General features: G+C 43.1%; 17 protein-coding genes. All 17 read right to left on the reverse strand.

Annotated features, from left to right (window positions below; genetic code table 11):
- Positions 1–6: 6 nt before the first annotated feature.
- Positions 7–1,305 (reverse strand): UDP-N-acetylglucosamine 1-carboxyvinyltransferase, encoded by a 1,299-nt coding sequence (murA, locus tag FQ087_RS13670; RefSeq protein ID WP_149581142.1) that lies wholly within the window; start codon positions 1,303–1,305, stop codon positions 7–9.
- Between the two features lie 419 nt (positions 1,306–1,724).
- On the reverse strand, positions 1,725–1,961 hold the full coding sequence (locus FQ087_RS13675) for a DUF1146 family protein (protein WP_149581143.1): 237 nt from the start codon (positions 1,959–1,961) through the stop codon (positions 1,725–1,727).
- Between the two features lie 102 nt (positions 1,962–2,063).
- A complete protein-coding gene (locus tag FQ087_RS13680; protein ID WP_149581144.1) occupies positions 2,064–2,471 on the reverse strand; it encodes a F0F1 ATP synthase subunit epsilon in 408 nt (135 codons plus the stop codon).
- A 139-nt stretch (positions 2,472–2,610) separates the two neighbouring features.
- The gene (atpD, locus tag FQ087_RS13685; protein WP_149581145.1) at positions 2,611–4,026 is read right to left on the reverse strand and encodes a F0F1 ATP synthase subunit beta; all 1,416 of its coding nucleotides are present in this window, start codon (positions 4,024–4,026) and stop codon (positions 2,611–2,613) included.
- Positions 4,027–4,070: 44 nt separating this feature from the next.
- Positions 4,071–4,928, reverse strand: a complete 858-nt coding sequence (gene atpG / locus FQ087_RS13690; RefSeq protein ID WP_149581146.1) for an ATP synthase F1 subunit gamma — start codon at positions 4,926–4,928, stop codon at positions 4,071–4,073.
- Between the two features lie 71 nt (positions 4,929–4,999).
- Positions 5,000–6,508 carry a F0F1 ATP synthase subunit alpha gene (atpA, locus tag FQ087_RS13695; protein ID WP_149581147.1) on the reverse strand — a complete coding sequence of 503 codons (1,509 nt, stop codon included), beginning with the start codon at positions 6,506–6,508 and terminating at the stop codon, positions 5,000–5,002.
- A gap of 25 nt (positions 6,509–6,533) precedes the next feature.
- Positions 6,534–7,073 (reverse strand): F0F1 ATP synthase subunit delta, encoded by a 540-nt coding sequence (locus FQ087_RS13700; RefSeq protein WP_149581148.1) that lies wholly within the window; start codon positions 7,071–7,073, stop codon positions 6,534–6,536.
- A complete protein-coding gene (gene atpF / locus FQ087_RS13705) occupies positions 7,070–7,624 on the reverse strand; it encodes a F0F1 ATP synthase subunit B (RefSeq protein WP_149581149.1) in 555 nt (184 codons plus the stop codon). Before atpF ends, FQ087_RS13700 begins: the two co-directional genes overlap by 4 nt.
- 145 nt (positions 7,625–7,769) lie before the next feature.
- Complete coding sequence (atpE, locus tag FQ087_RS13710; RefSeq protein WP_149581150.1) at positions 7,770–7,994, reverse strand: F0F1 ATP synthase subunit C; 225 nt, start codon at positions 7,992–7,994, stop codon at positions 7,770–7,772.
- 65 nt (positions 7,995–8,059) lie between these two features.
- Positions 8,060–8,785 carry a F0F1 ATP synthase subunit A gene (gene atpB / locus FQ087_RS13715; protein WP_149581151.1) on the reverse strand — a complete coding sequence of 242 codons (726 nt, stop codon included), beginning with the start codon at positions 8,783–8,785 and terminating at the stop codon, positions 8,060–8,062.
- A gap of 140 nt (positions 8,786–8,925) precedes the next feature.
- A complete protein-coding gene (locus FQ087_RS13720) occupies positions 8,926–9,297 on the reverse strand; it encodes an ATP synthase subunit I (RefSeq protein ID WP_149581152.1) in 372 nt (123 codons plus the stop codon).
- Between the two features lie 620 nt (positions 9,298–9,917).
- The gene (gene wecB / locus FQ087_RS13725; RefSeq protein WP_149581153.1) at positions 9,918–11,039 is read right to left on the reverse strand and encodes a non-hydrolyzing UDP-N-acetylglucosamine 2-epimerase; all 1,122 of its coding nucleotides are present in this window, start codon (positions 11,037–11,039) and stop codon (positions 9,918–9,920) included.
- Positions 11,040–11,058: 19 nt separating this feature from the next.
- On the reverse strand, positions 11,059–11,688 hold the full coding sequence (upp, locus tag FQ087_RS13730; RefSeq protein WP_149581154.1) for a uracil phosphoribosyltransferase: 630 nt from the start codon (positions 11,686–11,688) through the stop codon (positions 11,059–11,061).
- Between the two features lie 89 nt (positions 11,689–11,777).
- Positions 11,778–13,955, reverse strand: a complete 2,178-nt coding sequence (locus FQ087_RS13735; protein ID WP_149581155.1) for a sensor domain-containing phosphodiesterase — start codon at positions 13,953–13,955, stop codon at positions 11,778–11,780.
- An 85-nt stretch (positions 13,956–14,040) separates the two neighbouring features.
- A complete protein-coding gene (locus FQ087_RS13740; protein WP_149581156.1) occupies positions 14,041–15,291 on the reverse strand; it encodes a serine hydroxymethyltransferase in 1,251 nt (416 codons plus the stop codon).
- 60 nt (positions 15,292–15,351) lie between these two features.
- Complete coding sequence (locus FQ087_RS13745) at positions 15,352–15,900, reverse strand: TIGR01440 family protein (RefSeq protein WP_149581157.1); 549 nt, start codon at positions 15,898–15,900, stop codon at positions 15,352–15,354.
- A gap of 191 nt (positions 15,901–16,091) precedes the next feature.
- Positions 16,092–16,529: a ribose 5-phosphate isomerase B gene (gene rpiB / locus FQ087_RS13750; RefSeq protein ID WP_149581158.1), complete on the reverse strand. Its 438-nt coding sequence runs from the start codon at positions 16,527–16,529 to the stop codon at positions 16,092–16,094.
- Positions 16,530–16,702: the final 173 nt, after the last annotated feature.

Raw genomic sequence — 16,702 nt, forward strand, 5'->3', positions numbered from 1 at the left:
AGTTGATTAAACCATTTGTAATGGTTTTTCCGTATGCGTTTCTGGTGAAACACGGACGATATCTGCTCCAAGTGCTGCAAGTTTACCGTGGAAATTCACATATCCGCGGTCAAGATGCGATAATTCTGTAACTCGTGTAACGCCTTCCGCTACAAGTCCGGCAAGGATAAGTGCAGCTGCTGCACGAAGATCCGTAGCTGCAACTTCAGCACCTTGAAGTACAGACGGTCCTGTAATGATAACTGACCGACCTTCAATTTTAACAGAAGCATTCATACGACGGAATTCTTCAACGTGCATGAATCGATTTTCAAAAACTGTTTCAGTCAAAATACCAGTACCCGTCGATGTCAGCATAAGTGCCATCATTTGGGACTGCATATCTGTTGGGAAACCTGGATGTGGCATAGTTTTCAAGTCTACGGATTTCAAAGGAAGTTGTGCAGTAACACGAACTCCTTCATCTAATTCCGTAATTACGACGCCCATTTCACCCAATTTCGAAATAAGTGCTGCATTATGCTCAGGTACAGCGTTTTCAATAATGACATCGCCACCTGTAATTGCAGCTGCTACCATAAATGTACCGGTTTCGATACGATCAGGTATTATATGATGAATTGTTCCGTACAATTTATTGACGCCTTCGATTCGGATAGTGTCCGTACCAGCTCCAATAACTCTACCACCCATTTCATTAATGAAGTTGGCAAGGTCTACGATTTCAGGTTCTTTCGCCGAGTTTTCAATGATTGTCGTTCCTTTTGCTAATGCAGCTGCAGTCATAATGTTTTCAGTTGCACCGACGCTTGGAAAATCGAGGTAAATCTTGGCACCTTTCAAACCGTTTTCTGCTTTTGCTTCTACGTGTCCGTGGCCGAATGTAATCTCTGCACCCATTGCTTCGAAGCCTTTTAAATGTTGGTCAATTGGACGGGATCCGATTGCACAACCACCAGGAAGGGCGATACGTGCAAAACCATTACGTGCAAGAAGTGGACCCATAACAAGTATAGATGCACGCATTTTCCGTACATATTCGAACTGTGCTTCAGCTGAAAGTGTATTTGAAGAATCAATAATGACTTCATCCAATTTCGGAGTGTAGTCCACTTTCGCATTTAAACTTTTCAATACTTCATTTATTGTCCCTACGTCTGAAAGATTTGGAACGTCACGTATTACATTTACTCCCTCAGATGCAAGTAGCGCAGCCGCGAGTATTGGTAATACTGCATTTTTAGCACCTTCGACTCGGACGCTTCCCTTAAGTACACGTCCACCGTTGATTATTATTTTATCCAAAACAAGTCCCTCCGACTCCTAAGTTGTAGCCAAACATATTGTAGTTATATATTATTTTTTGTAAAACATTTATCTTTAAAACATATACTATTCTACAATGCTCTTGCGGATTAAACAAGGAGCGTCTGGGCTATTTTTCCGACTAAGCGCCAAGTAGTTTATACTATGTAGACTTATGCCGTTTTGTGTCATAACGTCTCTCTACTTATCACTTTAGTTCCCCGTAATTAGTCACATCAAACCTTACATTCACACAAATTGATGACTTTCATGTCATCGCCCCGAATACGAACTTTTCTTCAAGCCCTAGTGGTATTCCTAACGGAGACACTCTATGGCTTTTTCGTATTCGCGGCGACTACATGTATCATATCATTTCACCGGACAAAATGTACGAATGTTTAATGGAAAACAAAAGTTCATTCAAACATAAATGGCAGCCTTCCTGACCAATAGGATAGCTCTAAAAAAAAATTCGATACTGCCCAACCGATTGCAATGCTAAGTAAAATGAACAACAATTGTGCTTGAAAAACACGGTTCTTTTTAATAATTTTTTCCGGCATGATTGCCTGTAGAGCATAAAAAGAAATAGCTATAAAAAAAGTATGAGATATTACGGCCAACAGAGGTTGAAATGCTATTACATCACCCATTTGAGGCCCTCCTTTGTTCACTAAGTTAGAAATGGCAAGTTGGTTTCAAAAATTGAAAAGGCGAACAGAAGAATTTCTTCCCCTGTCCGCCACATCAACAACTCATTTTTTTCTTGTTTCGTAGACGTCGATACGATTGAGGGCACGTTTTAAATCTAGTTCCGCCAATTCGAGTTCTCTGCCTACTTTATTTGCCCGAAGTGTTTCTTCTGCTTGTTCCGCCGCCTTTTTAGCACGGACGATATCAATAGAAGATGCCAGTTCAGCACTTTGCGCTAAAACAGTGACAACATCCGGACGGACTTCGATGAAACCGCCATGTACGGCGATATGTTCCGTCGAGTCATCCTTCTGTAGGCGAAGCCCACCGATTTGAAGCGGTGCAACCATCGCGATGTGGCCGGGAAGAATCCCGATTTCACCTGTTTCGGTAACTGCGATGATTATGTTCGCTTCAGTTTCAACAACAGGGCCGTCGGGAGTGACGATATTGACTTTAATTGTCTTCATTTTTTCCCCTCCTGATCCCTTTTAATTAAATACGCCTCGGCGTATTTAACACTGATATTTATCAAGCAAGCTCATTAAATATCAATGTCATCCGCCGAAGGCATTAATTTGATTGTTCAGGGATTTAAGTCCTGATGAATTAAACTTCTACACCCATACTTTTCGCTTTTGCAATAACTTCCTCGATGCGGCCGACAAGTCGGAATGCATCCTCTGGAAGGTGGTCATACATACCTTTAAGAATGTCGCTGAAGCCTTTGATAGTTTCAGTTACTTGTACGTAAGATCCTTTTTGTCCTGTAAACTGTTCAGCAACGTGGAAGTTTTGTGATAGGAAGTTCTGGATACGACGTGCGCGTCCAACCAACTGCTTATCATCTTCGCCAAGCTCATCCATACCTAGGATAGCGATGATATCTTGGAGCTCACGGTAACGCTGAAGTGTCTGCTGCACTTGACGTGCAACTGCATAATGCTCTTCACCAACGATTTCCGGGCTTAGTGCACGGGAAGTCGATGCAAGTGGGTCAACAGCTGGGTAGATACCCATTTCAGAAAGTTTACGCTCAAGGTTCGTCGTTGCGTCAAGGTGAGCAAACGTCGTAGCAGGAGCCGGGTCAGTATAGTCATCCGCTGGTACGTAGATTGCTTGGATAGACGTAACTGAACCAAGGTTTGTAGAAGTGATACGTTCCTGAAGCATACCCATTTCCGTTGCCAGTGTCGGTTGGTAACCAACTGCTGATGGCATACGGCCAAGTAGTGCAGAAACTTCAGATCCAGCTTGTGTAAAGCGGAAGATATTATCGATGAACAGAAGAACGTCCGCGCCTTGTTCGTCACGGAAATATTCTGCCATTGTAAGACCAGTTAGTGCAACACGCATACGTGCGCCAGGAGGCTCGTTCATTTGACCGAATACCATTGCCGTTTTAGTGATAACGCCAGAATCTGTCATTTCGTAGAACAAGTCATTACCTTCACGTGTACGTTCTCCAACGCCTGCGAATACGGAAATACCACCGTGTTCTTGAGCGATGTTGTTGATCAATTCTTGAATAAGAACTGTTTTCCCTACACCGGCACCACCGAAGAGACCAATTTTACCACCTTTAATATAAGGTGCTAATAAGTCTACAACTTTAATACCTGTTTCAAGAATTTCAACTTCAGTTGAAAGGTTTTCAAATACTGGAGCTAAACGGTGAATTGGGTCGCGACGTTCTGACGCGGGAACTTCCTCACCAAGGTCGATAATTTCTCCAAGTACGTTAAATACGCGTCCTAGTGTAATGTCACCAACTGGGACAGTAATCGCAGAACCCATATCATCAACTATAGAACCACGTTGTAGACCGTCTGTTGAAGACATTGCAATTGTACGTACAGAATCATCCCCGAGGTGTAGCGCGACTTCAAGTGTCAACGTTTCAGGCTCAGCGTTTGGACGTTCAATTTGGACCTTCAATGCGTTATAGATAGCTGGAAGTTGTCCGTCTTCGAACTTGACGTCAACAACCGGCCCCATTACTTGAAGAACATGTCCTTTATTCATACTTTTTCCCTCCTGTCCTACTCTTTGCCGTACAGTGTCCGCTCTTATTCAAGAGCTGCGACGCCGCCAACGATCTCCGTAATTTGTTGCGTGATCGCAGCTTGTCGTGCACGGTTGAATGAAAGTGTTAAAGAATCTATTAAATCAGCTGCATTATCAGTAGCAGTTTTCATCGCTGTCATACTGGAAGCATGTTCACTCGCTTTTCCGTCAATTACAGCTCCATAAATAAGGCTTTCCGCGTATTGCGGAAGAAGCACTTCAAGAATTGCTTCGCCTGAAGGCTCAAACTCATATGAAGTAGTAGCGGCAGTCGAAGTGATGTCAGTGAGCGGAAGCAATTTCTTTTCCGTCACTTCACTTGCGATGGCGGAAACGAAGTGGTTGTAATACAAGTACACTTCGTCATACTCGCCTTCTGTGAACATGCCAACAGCACGCTTCGCGATATCTTTTATTTCGTCGAAAGAAGGATGGTCAGTTAGACCGATCTTACTTTCAGCTATGTTGAAACCTAGTCTTTCGAAAAAGTCCTGACCTTTTTGTCCGATTGAAATGATGCTCACTTCTTCTTTCGAAGCATGACGCGTTTCAATCGCACGTTTTGCAACGCGCAGAATGTTAGCATTGTAACCTCCTACGAGTCCACGGTCTGATGTAATCACGATATAACCTGTCTTTTTGACAGGTCTAGATATCATCATCGGATGACTCAAGTCACTTGTTCCAGATGCAATTGAACTTACAACTTCTTGGATTTTTTCCATGTACGGAATGAACGCTTTCGCATTCAGCTCGGCACGGTTTAATTTAGAAGCGGAGACCATTTGCATTGCTTTCGTAATCTGACTTGTCTTTTTCGTCGATTTAATACGGTTTTCTATGTCGCGTAAAGATGCCATTGGCAATTCTCACCACCTTATTGTTTTTTTGGTCGTTTTGACGCTTTCCGCCAAAATGATTCAATTTAGAATTATTCAGAACGTGCGAAGATCTTCTTGAATCCGTTGAGTGCTGTTGCCATCAAGTCATCAGCTGGAAGGTCTTTCGTCGTACGAATATGATCTAAAACGTCAGTGTGGTTAGTTTCAAGCCAGATTAAAAGTTCAGCTTCGAAACGAAGAATATCTTTGACAGCGATATCGTCAAGGAATCCACGTGTCAATGCGTAAAGAACCATAACTTGTTGCTCAACTTTAAATGGTTTATTCAAGTCTTGTTTCAAGATTTCAACTGTACGCGCCCCGCGGTCCAGTTTCGCTTGAGTTGCAGAATCAAGGTTTGAGCCGAATTGTGAGAACGCTTCAAGCTCGCGGTATGCCGCAAGATCTAGACGTAGTGTACCCGCAACTTTTTTCATTGCTTTGATTTGCGCTGATCCACCAACACGGGAAACGGAAAGACCGGCGTTAATCGCTGGACGTACACCCGAGAAGAATAGGTCAGACTGAAGGAAAATTTGTCCATCAGTAATAGAAATTACGTTCGTTGGAATATAAGCAGAGATATCCCCAGCTTGTGTTTCAACGAATGGCAATGCTGTGATAGAACCTGCACCAAGTGTGTCATTCAACTTCGCTGCACGTTCAAGTAAACGGGAGTGAAGATAGAAAACGTCACCAGGATAAGCTTCACGGCCAGGAGGACGACGAAGTAGCAATGAAAGTTCACGGTATGCCGCAGCTTGTTTAGATAGATCATCATAAACGATTAGAACGTGCTTACCATCAAACATGAATTCTTCAGCCATTGTTATTCCTGTGTAAGGCGCAAGGTATAGTAGTGGAGATGGTTGTGAAGCAGAAGCCGTAACAACGATTGTGTAATCAAGTGCGCCGTTTTTACGGAGTGTTTCAACAACACCACGAACTGTTGATTCCTTTTGTCCGATTGCTACATAAATACAAATCATGTCTTGGTCAGCTTGGTTCAAAATTGTATCGATTGCAACTGTCGTTTTACCTGTTTGACGGTCACCGATGATCAATTCACGCTGTCCACGGCCGATTGGTACAAGTGCATCAATCGCTTTAATACCCGTTTGTAGTGGTTCATGAACGGATTTACGCGCCATAACCCCTTGTGCCGGGCTTTCGATTGGACGAGTTTTTGTCGTATTGATCGGACCTAATCCATCAACTGGTTGCCCAAGTGGATTAACAACGCGTCCGATTAATTCTTTACCGACAGGAACTTCCATAATACGGCCTGTTCGACGTACTTCATCGCCTTCTTTGATGTCTGTGTAAGGCCCTAGGATAACGATACCAACGTTGTTAGCTTCCAAGTTTTGAGCCAGACCCATGACGCCAGTTGAGAACTCTAAAAGCTCTCCAGCCATGACGTTGTCGAGGCCATGAGCACGTGCAATACCGTCACCAATTGCGATAACTGTACCGACTTCGCTCACTTTCATCTCAGATTGATAATTTTCAATCTGCTGTTTTATGAGAACACTGATTTCCTCAGCTTTAATGCTCATGCATGTCACCCCTCAAATTTCAGATTTATGAACCGATAAGATCCCGTTTCATTCGCTCAAGCTTAGCGCTTATGCTGCTGTCGTAGATAATGTTACCAATTTGAAGACGAATGCCTCCAAGTAAGCTCGGATCGATGATATTTTCAATTCGCAATGCTTGTTTACCGATTTTCTGCGCGAACGCAGTAGAAATAGCTTGGCTCTCATCAGCTGTTAACGGACGTGTAGAATACACTTTCGCTTCAGCGATGCCTGCCGCGTCATTTGCATAAGCAGTAAACTCATTAACAAGGTTTACAACCTCGTCCATGCGTTTTTTGTCGAGCATTAGGAACAATGTATTCAAAATTAGCTGATTCGCACCTTTGAATAGATCTGCCATAAGCTCTTTCTTTTTTGCAGCTTTTAATCTCGGTGAATTAAGTAATTGCCCGAGTTCTTTATTTGTCTGGAAAACGATTTTCAATTCACGAAGATCTTCCTGAATAGGGCCAGTTTGTCCATTTTTTTGTGCTAGTTCAAACAATGCTTGTGCATAGCGTTTTGCTACAACCGATTGGCTCATCGGCCTTCGCCTGCCTTCTCGATCGTTTCTTCGATCAATGCGCGATTATCTTCCTCGGAAATTTCTTTACCGAGAACTTTAGATGCTGCAAGGATAGAAAGAGATACGAATTCTGCGCGAACTGCAGCGACTGCTTTGTCTTTTTCTGATGCAATTTCAAGAGTTGCTGAGTCTTTCATACGACCCACTTCAATACGTGCTGCTGTAATGATTTCTACACGTTGTGTTTCGCCTTGTTTAAGGGCGTTTTCTACAATCGCCTGAGCGTTAGTACGTGCTTCATTCAACAGGTTACGCTGTTCTTCAAGAATCTGTTGTGATTCTGCACGGCTTTTTTCAGCCGATTCGATTTCATTGGCGATCAACGCAGCACGTTGATCCATGATACCCATAAGTGGGCCCCATGCAAACTTCTTAAGAAGAAGCATGAGAATCGTGAAGAATGTGACTGTGACGATAATATCGCCAAGGTTTAAATTGTTATTTAATTTTGCTAATCCTTTTGCGGCCTCACCATCTGCTGCCAATAGGACGAAGGTATCCATAAACACGATTTTTTCACTCCCTTCAAGAGCTTATGTTTCTTTAAATATTGAAAACGTTCATTATTTTCAAAATTAGATTTTTCTATTACATAAAAGAATGGCGAAGAACTTCAGACTACCTTCTTCGCCATTTAGTAAATGATTCTTATGTTTATTTGTTCATAACGATAAATGCAATAACTGCTGCGAAAATCGGAACAACTTCAACAAGTGCAACACCGACGAACATATTTGTTTGAAGAATACCGCGTGCTTCTGGTTGACGAGCGATTCCTTCTTGTGTTTTTGAAACGACTAAACCTGCACCTAAACCTGCTCCAAGTGCTCCAAGACCGATTGCGATTGCTGCTGCTAATAGACCAACTGAACCTACCATTATTGTTTCCTCCTAATAATTCCTGTTTTTTTGTTTTGTCACCCGGTTAACCGGGCATTATATGCTTAATGGTCTGTTGCCACTTTGTGTGACATGTAGACCATCGACAACATAACGAAGATAAATGACTGGATAGCCCCGACGAAAATCGAGAAGCCCATCCAAGCAAGGGACGGTACGACTGCTCCAAACAACCCGAGCATACCTGATGTTGCGAGTCCCGCCAGGAGTCCTAAAAGGACTTCACCGGCATAGATGTTACCATAAAGACGCAGACCTAGTGTCAACGTGTTTGCAAATTCCTCAACGACTTTAAGCGGCGCAAGGAAAGGGAGTGGCTTAAGGTAACCTTTTCCGTATTCTTTCAGTCCGGTCATCTTAATACCGTAATAGTGTGTGAGTACAATAACCAAAACTGCGAGTGTCATTGTAATTACAGGGTCTGCAGTCGGTGATTTCCACCAAAGGTCTCCCTTCCAATAGACAGCTAATGGAAGACCTAATACGTTCGCTACAAAGAGGAACATGATAAGGGTGATCCCCAATACGTGGAATCTCCCACCTGTTTTCCAGTCCATATTACTCTTGATAATCCCTTTGACGAAATCCATGATCCATTCAAAGAAATTTTGCATTCCTGTCGGTTTTAGCTTCAAACTACGTGTAGCGAAAACTGCGATAAGGAAAACAATCAGACATGTGATGAAAAGCATTAAAACGTTTGAAAGATTGAATGTCATTTCGAATAACGTTCCTTTGAAAGCCGTATATAATGGATTTCCATGTTCCATTTTTCGTTCACCTCCCTTTTGCATCCAGAATTTAAGTCAAGCTATTTCTGCATCAGTTCGTAGATAACATAGAACAGAAGTGCAGTAAGCCTTTTTCATAACGACTTGTATTCGTGAAAGGTCCTGCTGACGGATAGGCTTTACTGATGTCTTACGTGGTGTATGATCCTCTCTACTAGTAGGAGAACGTAAGGTATCGCAAAGCCGATAATCGTACTGATTAGGTCGAAATATTCCGGCATCGCTGTCGCAAGTGCAGCCGCACCCACACCAGAAGCGAAACGTATGATAGTCCCGAGCGATGCCCCATTCTTCCCTTCCGACAATTTCCGGTCATACCTTTCCATTTTACGGACAAGAATCCAAAAATTATACAATCCGAATAAAGAACCTAGAATAAGTCCGGCAAAAATCGGCTTCCACTCCGTGAATAACCAGCCGAGGACAAATAGAGCGACCAAAAAAAATAGAGCTTTCCTCTGCTTATTGTGGATTTCCTGCAATGTTTGCATATCTAGTTATTCTCCTGATTCGTATTTCAAAATTGTATGGAGCCTTGCAACTTCGACTGAGATAAAGCTTTGTAGCAAGCAAATCACAAGGAAAAGCGGGGTGGTTCCGTTTCGCTGTCCAGCCAATTATTTGTCCAGTCTAAGCAGACCGCTTACACTGTTCTTGGCGAGACTCTGAAAAGGATGAAACCTGTAAGTTTTGCGAGTATTGTCGAATGGAAGGTAATTCGGCAAATGGTACTTTTACTTAAATGCATGATGCTATTTAAGCCTCTGCACATCCATCTAGAAACGATAGGACGCTAACACAGCCTTAATATCCACATTATGTTGCCGTTTAATATATAAAACCCTGTCATTCTTACCCTTTGTAAGCATACAATAGGCATATTTTGATGTCAATTGATTCCCGTGAAATTCTTCACAAAGTCTTCACTTTGTCAAACAATCGACAAAATTGGGTCGTACTTTGATGAATATTAATTGTTTTGCGATGTGTATCAGGGTTTCTCCAGACTTTTTTGTTCACAGTTCAGTTTCTCCATGACAGTTAAACTCCTTGCCTTCACAACCCACCGAAAAAAAATACGACCGGATTAATCCGGTCGGCGTGCAGGTTGTTATTTTATAGAAAGGAAGTATTTTTTTAGCGCTTCAACAATTCGTTCGGAAGCGTGTCCATCGCCATAAGGATTCGACGCTTTCGCCATCTTGCTGTATTCCGCTTCGTCAGTTAAAAGCGTATCCGTCAATGTGAAGATTGTTTCTTCATCCGTGCCGGCCAGTTTTAATGTCCCCGCTTCGATGCCTTCCGGACGTTCAGTTGTATCGCGCAAAACGATAACCGGTTTCCCGAGTGAAGGTGCTTCCTCCTGGATACCTCCTGAGTCAGTCAAGATAATGTGTGAACGTGATGCAAAATTATGGAAATCGACAACTTCAAGCGGTTCAATCAGATGAATGCGATCATTGCCTCCAAGAATTTCATCCGCTACTTCACGCACTGCGGGGTTCATGTGAACAGGGTAGATAACTTGAATATCGTCATGCTTCTCAAGTAACCGGTTAATAGCCCGGAACATGTTGCGCATCGGTTCTCCCAAGTTTTCACGGCGATGGGCAGTCAATAAGATGAGTCTGTCCGTTCCGATTTTATCGAGAACAGGATGTGAGTACTCTTCACGCACTGTCGTTTGAAGCGCGTCAATCGCAGTATTTCCCGTGATATAGATGCGGTCTTCCGACTTCCCTTCGGCTATCAGATTACGGGCCGATTGTTCTGTCGGTGAAAAATGAAGATCAGCAATGACGCCCGTTAGCTGCCGATTCATTTCTTCCGGATACGGCGAATATTTATCCCAAGTACGAAGTCCTGCTTCAACATGTCCAACCGAAATTCGGTTATAAAACGCTGCGAGGCTGCCTACGAAAGTCGTAGATGTATCCCCATGGACAAGTACGATATCTGGTTGCGCTTCTTTCATGATTCGGTCAAGCCCTTCGAGTCCTCGTGTTGCAACATCGACGAGTGTTTGCCGATCTTTCATGATATTAAGATCATAATCGGGGGTGATACCGAATGTGTTGAGCACTTGGTCTAGCATTTCACGATGCTGTGCCGTAACCGTTACGATTGACTCTATATCGTCTGAATGCTTTTGCAGTTCCAATACAAGCGGTGCCATTTTAATCGCTTCCGGCCGTGTGCCGAAAATCGTCATCACTTTCCACTTTTTCGTCAAAACCTTCACGCCTTTCAAATCATTTTGTCCCGAATAGACGGTCGCCAGCATCGCCAAGTCCTGGTACGATATAGCCTTTTTCGTCCAGTTTTTCATCCATCGCAGCGATATAAATATCCACATCAGGATGAGCATCTGTCAATGCTTTCACTCCTTCTGGAGCAGCAATTAGACACATGAACTTAATGTGTTTCGCACCGCGGCTCTTCAATGATTCAACCGCCGCAATTGCGGATCCGCCCGTTGCAAGCATCGGATCGACGAGAATGAAGTCACGTACTGATACATCGGAAGGTAGTTTTACGTAATATTCGATGGGTTGCAATGTTTCAGGATCACGGTACAGTCCGATATGTCCTACTTTTGCTGCTGGAATAAGTTTCAGAATGCCATCTACCATTCCGATACCTGCACGTAAAATCGGTACGATTCCTAGTTTCTTACCTGCAAGTACGTTTGAATTAGCTTTACAGACTGGTGTTTGGACTTCCACTTGCTCAAGCGGAAGTTCGCGCGTGATTTCATAAGCCATAAGTGTTGCTACTTCATCGACAAGTTCGCGGAATTCTTTTGTTCCTGTGTTGATATCACGTATGTACGTTAGTTTATGTTGGATAAGCGGATGATCAAAAACGTGTATTTTCGGCATTATTTTTCGCCCCTTTTCGGAATGTCTGTTCATTATAACAGATATGTCCCTTATCTGACACGCCATACACACGAGCTATTAATATCTGATTATTCGGCAAGTAAATGGTCAATTTCATGCAATGGCATTGGTTTATAATAGTAGAAACCCTGCCCCACTTTGCAGCCTAGATTACGCAGAACTTCAATATGTCGTTCCTCTTCGATTCCTTCTGCAACTGTCGAAAGATTAAGATTTTCAGCAAGTTGGATGATCGTCCTGACGACAGCAAGTGTGTCTGGTTCATCGAGCGCACTAATGAAACTACGGTCAATCTTTAACTCACAGAGAGGCAACTGCGATAAATAGCTGAGTGATGAAAATCCTACCCCGAAATCATCTACGGATATTTCAAAACCTGCCGCATTTAATTTGTGAAAAATCAGCTTCGCTTTTTGCAAGTCAACAAGTCCGATGCTTTCTGTCATTTCAAGCATAATATGCTTTGATGAAAGGTTAAAGCTGTTAGCAAGCTTTGTTAATTCATCGACAAAATCCTGATCAAAGAAGTGGTAGACAGAAATATTGACTGCCACCTTATACATTTTCTTGCCTAATTGTTTACGCTTTTGCTGCCATTGCATAACTTTCGATAAAATAACGATTTCCAAATCAATGATTTTCCCCATGTTTTCAGCGGCTGGGATGAACAAATTTGGTGGCACTGGGCCAAGAACTGGAGAGAACCAGCGGGCAAGCGCTTCGAAACCAATAATCTTACCATCTATTAAATCGACTTTCGGTTGAAGGTGGACCTCGATTTCCTGCGCATTAAGCGCCTTCGACAATTCATTGAAAATCTTCATTTCTTTTATCGATTCTTCATTTTGCAAATCCTTATAAAATGAGATCGCATTGCCAGGCTGTTTTTTCGAGTCCGACATGGCTATATCGGCGCGACGTAACAATTCCTCTTCACATTTAAGGTCACCTTCGGAAAATGAAATCCCGATTTTTAGTGTGATGAACATTTCTTGTCCTGCAACAATGAATGGCTCCGAGACACTCTTACCCAGTTCGAGAAAGAAGGTATCTCCATCACCTTCACTGCTGTCGCCAGTCATTGCGAGTGATGCACTTGAAAAACGCCCAACATAATTCGATTTTCCTTTTCCCACTTTCCCGATTCGCTTACCAAGTTGGATGAACAGTTCATCAGCCGCATCTCTTCCATATAGATCAACAATTTTTGCATACTCGGCTGGTTCTATGACTGCAATAAAATGTTGTCCGCCATTTGAGATATTACATTTAAGTTTATTCAAAAATGCATGTCGGTTGGGTAAACCCGTTTCGGGATCTGAGAATGCAAGTCTACGGTACTGTTCCTGTTGTTCATAATAGGATTTTGCCAGTTGGATCAGGGGCGGCAGTTTCTCTAAAAACTGCAGTTGGGTTTCGGTAGGCATGCCAGGTTTTCTCAAGCAAACCGTGAATATGCCGTTAAGGTTACCCTCACTATCCCGTGTCGGTACAGACCAGCTTGCGTTGGAATCAATCATCGAGGCTTCACTTAACCTGTTTTCCCACTCTGGATTGTCTAAAATGTTTTCAACAATACTCATTTCTTCTGGAATCTCGTCCCCAATAGTTGAGGCATTAATCAGCATTTCTCGCAGGAGATTCTCAGGGACTGATCCCGCAGCACCTACAGTCCAGCTACCACTCTTTTCTTTGAAAAGGATCGAGCAAATCGAGCCCCCTGGAAAGAATGATTCGACAACATGACATATTTTCTGCAATAGATAGCCGAGCTCTTCACCAGCGTTAATGCCAGTAAAGATTTGTTCTTGCAATTTAAGTAAGGATTCGTCTTTTTTTCGTTCAGTAACATCAAGAATGAAAGAAGCAGTAAATAAAATATTCCCACTGCCGTCAACTAGAGGTTGGATGACGAGTTCATTCCAAAAAGGAGTCCCATCTTTTTTATAATGCAGCATTTCTGCATTCGCAGGCATACCATTTCGCAGTTTTTGATCAATATCACTTATGAGATCCATATCTGTTTCTTCACCATGTAAAAACTTCAGATTTAGCCCCACTACTTCTTCAGACGAAAAGCCCGTAATATCTGTGAATGCTTCATTAACAAAAACGACTGGATCATTCCCCGCATCTGGATCTGTTACGATGAATCCTGTCTGAAAACGACTCCCAAATCGTTGGACCCACTTGAGCAAAGATTTCTTTTCCTCTTCAACTCTATTATTTATTTGCGGTTTGTTCATCGTCGTTCTCCCCCTATATTTGAAGCTAACAAATCAACCAAAAAATGCCGCTATCCATATAGATAGCGGCCTATTCCTTTAGACTTTAAGCATATAGTGGGTACTTATCAGTCAACGCAATCACACGTTGCTGAGCTTCTTTTTTCACAACTTCGTCTTCATGGTTTTTCAAAACTTTCGCCATGATGGATGCTATTTCTTTCATTTCTTCTTCCTTGAAGCCGCGTGTCGTCACAGCTGGTGTCCCAAGTCTTACTCCTGATGTAACAAACGGACTTTCTGTATCGTATGGAATCGTGTTTTTGTTCACAGTGATGCCGACTTCATCCAATACATGCTCTGCAACTTTACCAGTGATTTCAAGTGAACGGAGGTTAAGCAAAACCAAATGGTTATCTGTTCCGCCGGATACGATGTCTACGCCTTCAGCTATTAACGCTTCAGCTAATGTCTTCGCATTGCTCTTCACTTGTTGAATATACGTTTTGAATTCTGGTTTCTGTGCTTCACCGAATGCAACTGCTTTTGCGGCAATGACATGCATCAATGGCCCACCTTGGACTCCTGGGAAGATTGACTTATCAAGTTTACGACCAAATTCCTCTGTAGAAAGGATAATTCCACCACGCGGTCCGCGTAATGTTTTATGAGTTGTAGAAGTGACGAAGTGCGCATGTGGAACTGGGTTCTGATGTTCGCCTACTGCGACAAGCCCTGCAATATGCGCCATATCGACGAATAGATACGCGCCCACTTCATCCGCAATTTCACGGAATTTAGCGAAATCAATTTCACGTGGATACGCACTTGCACCCGCTACGATCATTTTTGGTTTATGCTCAAGCGCTTTTTGACGAACATCTTCGTAGTCAATTAGCTCATCTTCCTTGCTCACTCCGTAATCTACAAAGTTGTACAATTTGCCCGAGAAGTTAACTGGACTTCCGTGTGTCAAGTGACCGCCGTGTGAAAGATTCATACCAAGAACTGTATCGCCAGGCTCAAGTACAGCAAAATAGACAGCCATATTTGCTTGTGCACCAGAGTGCGGCTGAACGTTTGCATATTCCGCGCCGAAGATTTCTTTCACTCGGTCACGTGCGATGTTTTCAACGACATCGACGTGTTCACAACCGCCGTAATAGCGTTTGCCAGGGTAGCCTTCTGCGTATTTGTTCGTTAGATAAGAACCTTGCGCTTCCATAACTGCTTCTGTTACGAAGTTTTCAGATGCAATTAGTTCAATGTTTGACTGTTGACGCTTTTTCTCCGCCATAATCGCTTCGTATACTGCCTCATCTTCACGTTGTACGTTGCCCAATTTGTTCAATTCCATATTCTCATTCCCCTTCATTATCTATTTTATGGTCCAGTCTACAGCGGCCGGACACTTCCGCTATTGCTTATAACTTGAACGTTCTCCACCAATTAACTTCGGTCTAGTTGTTGCAACAGTGACGATTGCGTTGCCAACTTTTCCGATTGATGTGCGTAAAGGAACAGCAACCTGCTTCAAATGCATGCCGATTAATGTTTGTCCAATATCGATGCCTGCACTGGCGCGAATTTCTTCTACAACCACAGGATCGTTCATTTGCTGATAGGCATATGCGGACATTGAACCACCTGCATGTATCACCGGAATGACTGAAACTGGCTCAAGCATGAACTTCTCGGCCACATGGCGTTCAATTGTCAGCGCCCTGTTAATATGTTCGCAGCCTTGAAATGCTAGGAATAATTTATGCTTTTCGGCAAAATCTTTTAAGGGTTCATAGAGCGTTGCTCCAATTTCAAGAGCTCCTCCTGTTCCGATTCGTTTGCCGACAATTTCAGAGGTCGAACAGCCGACGACGAACAATGTGCCCGGAATAAGGTTAGTCTGTTGAGCCATTTCTGCTAACAGCTGTTCAAGTTGAAGCTTCCATAAATCCAAAGCATCCACTTTATATCCCCCACCTTCTAGTACTTGTTTAAGATGCGCTCTTTTAAAACAGGTGCCTTGCGCTTTTCATTGTGTCTAGCTTCAGGCGCCTAACCCCTCGAGTCGCTTCAGTCCTGCTGAGAAAGGCAAAGAACGCCTTTCTCAGCTGGACTTCCAGCGCTTGTCGGGGCTGAACAGGCGCCTTGCGCTTTTCATGCTTCCAGTTCCATTACTTTACCGATGCGACGTTCGTGGCGTCCGCCTTCGAATTGCGTATTGAGCCAAGCCGTGGCTACTTCTCTTGCGTGACCAGGTCCGATGACGCGTTCGCCCATCGCAAGAATGTTTGAATCGTTATGCTGTCTTGTCGCTTTAGCGCTAAAGACGTCATGGGCAAGTGCACATCGGATGCCTTTTACTTTATTCGCAGCGATGGACATACCAATTCCTGTTCCGCAAATAACAATTCCTCGGTCAAATTCACCCGATGCTACTCCATTTGCGACAGGTGCTGCATAGTCCGGATAGTCAACAGACTCATTCGAATCTGGACCAAAATCTACAAATTCCAACCCTAGTTCTGCTAATAAATTGATAATCTCATGTCGAAGATTGTTTCCGCCATGGTCTGAAGAAATCGCGATTTTCACAGGATCCCTCTTTTCATAATATACTCACAACTCATTCTATCATTTTTCTACAAAAAAAACACAGCCCCACTGAAAATTTGGGCTGTATTTCAAATTATTATAGTTAGACTCCTTTTGACGCTTTCGCTTTTCGTGTTGTCTAGCTACAGTGGCTAGCTCCTCGAGTCGCTTCA

Source organism: Sporosarcina sp. ANT_H38, from assembly GCF_008369195.1.
In the GTDB taxonomy this organism is placed as follows: Bacteria; Bacillota; Bacilli; order Bacillales_A; family Planococcaceae; genus Sporosarcina.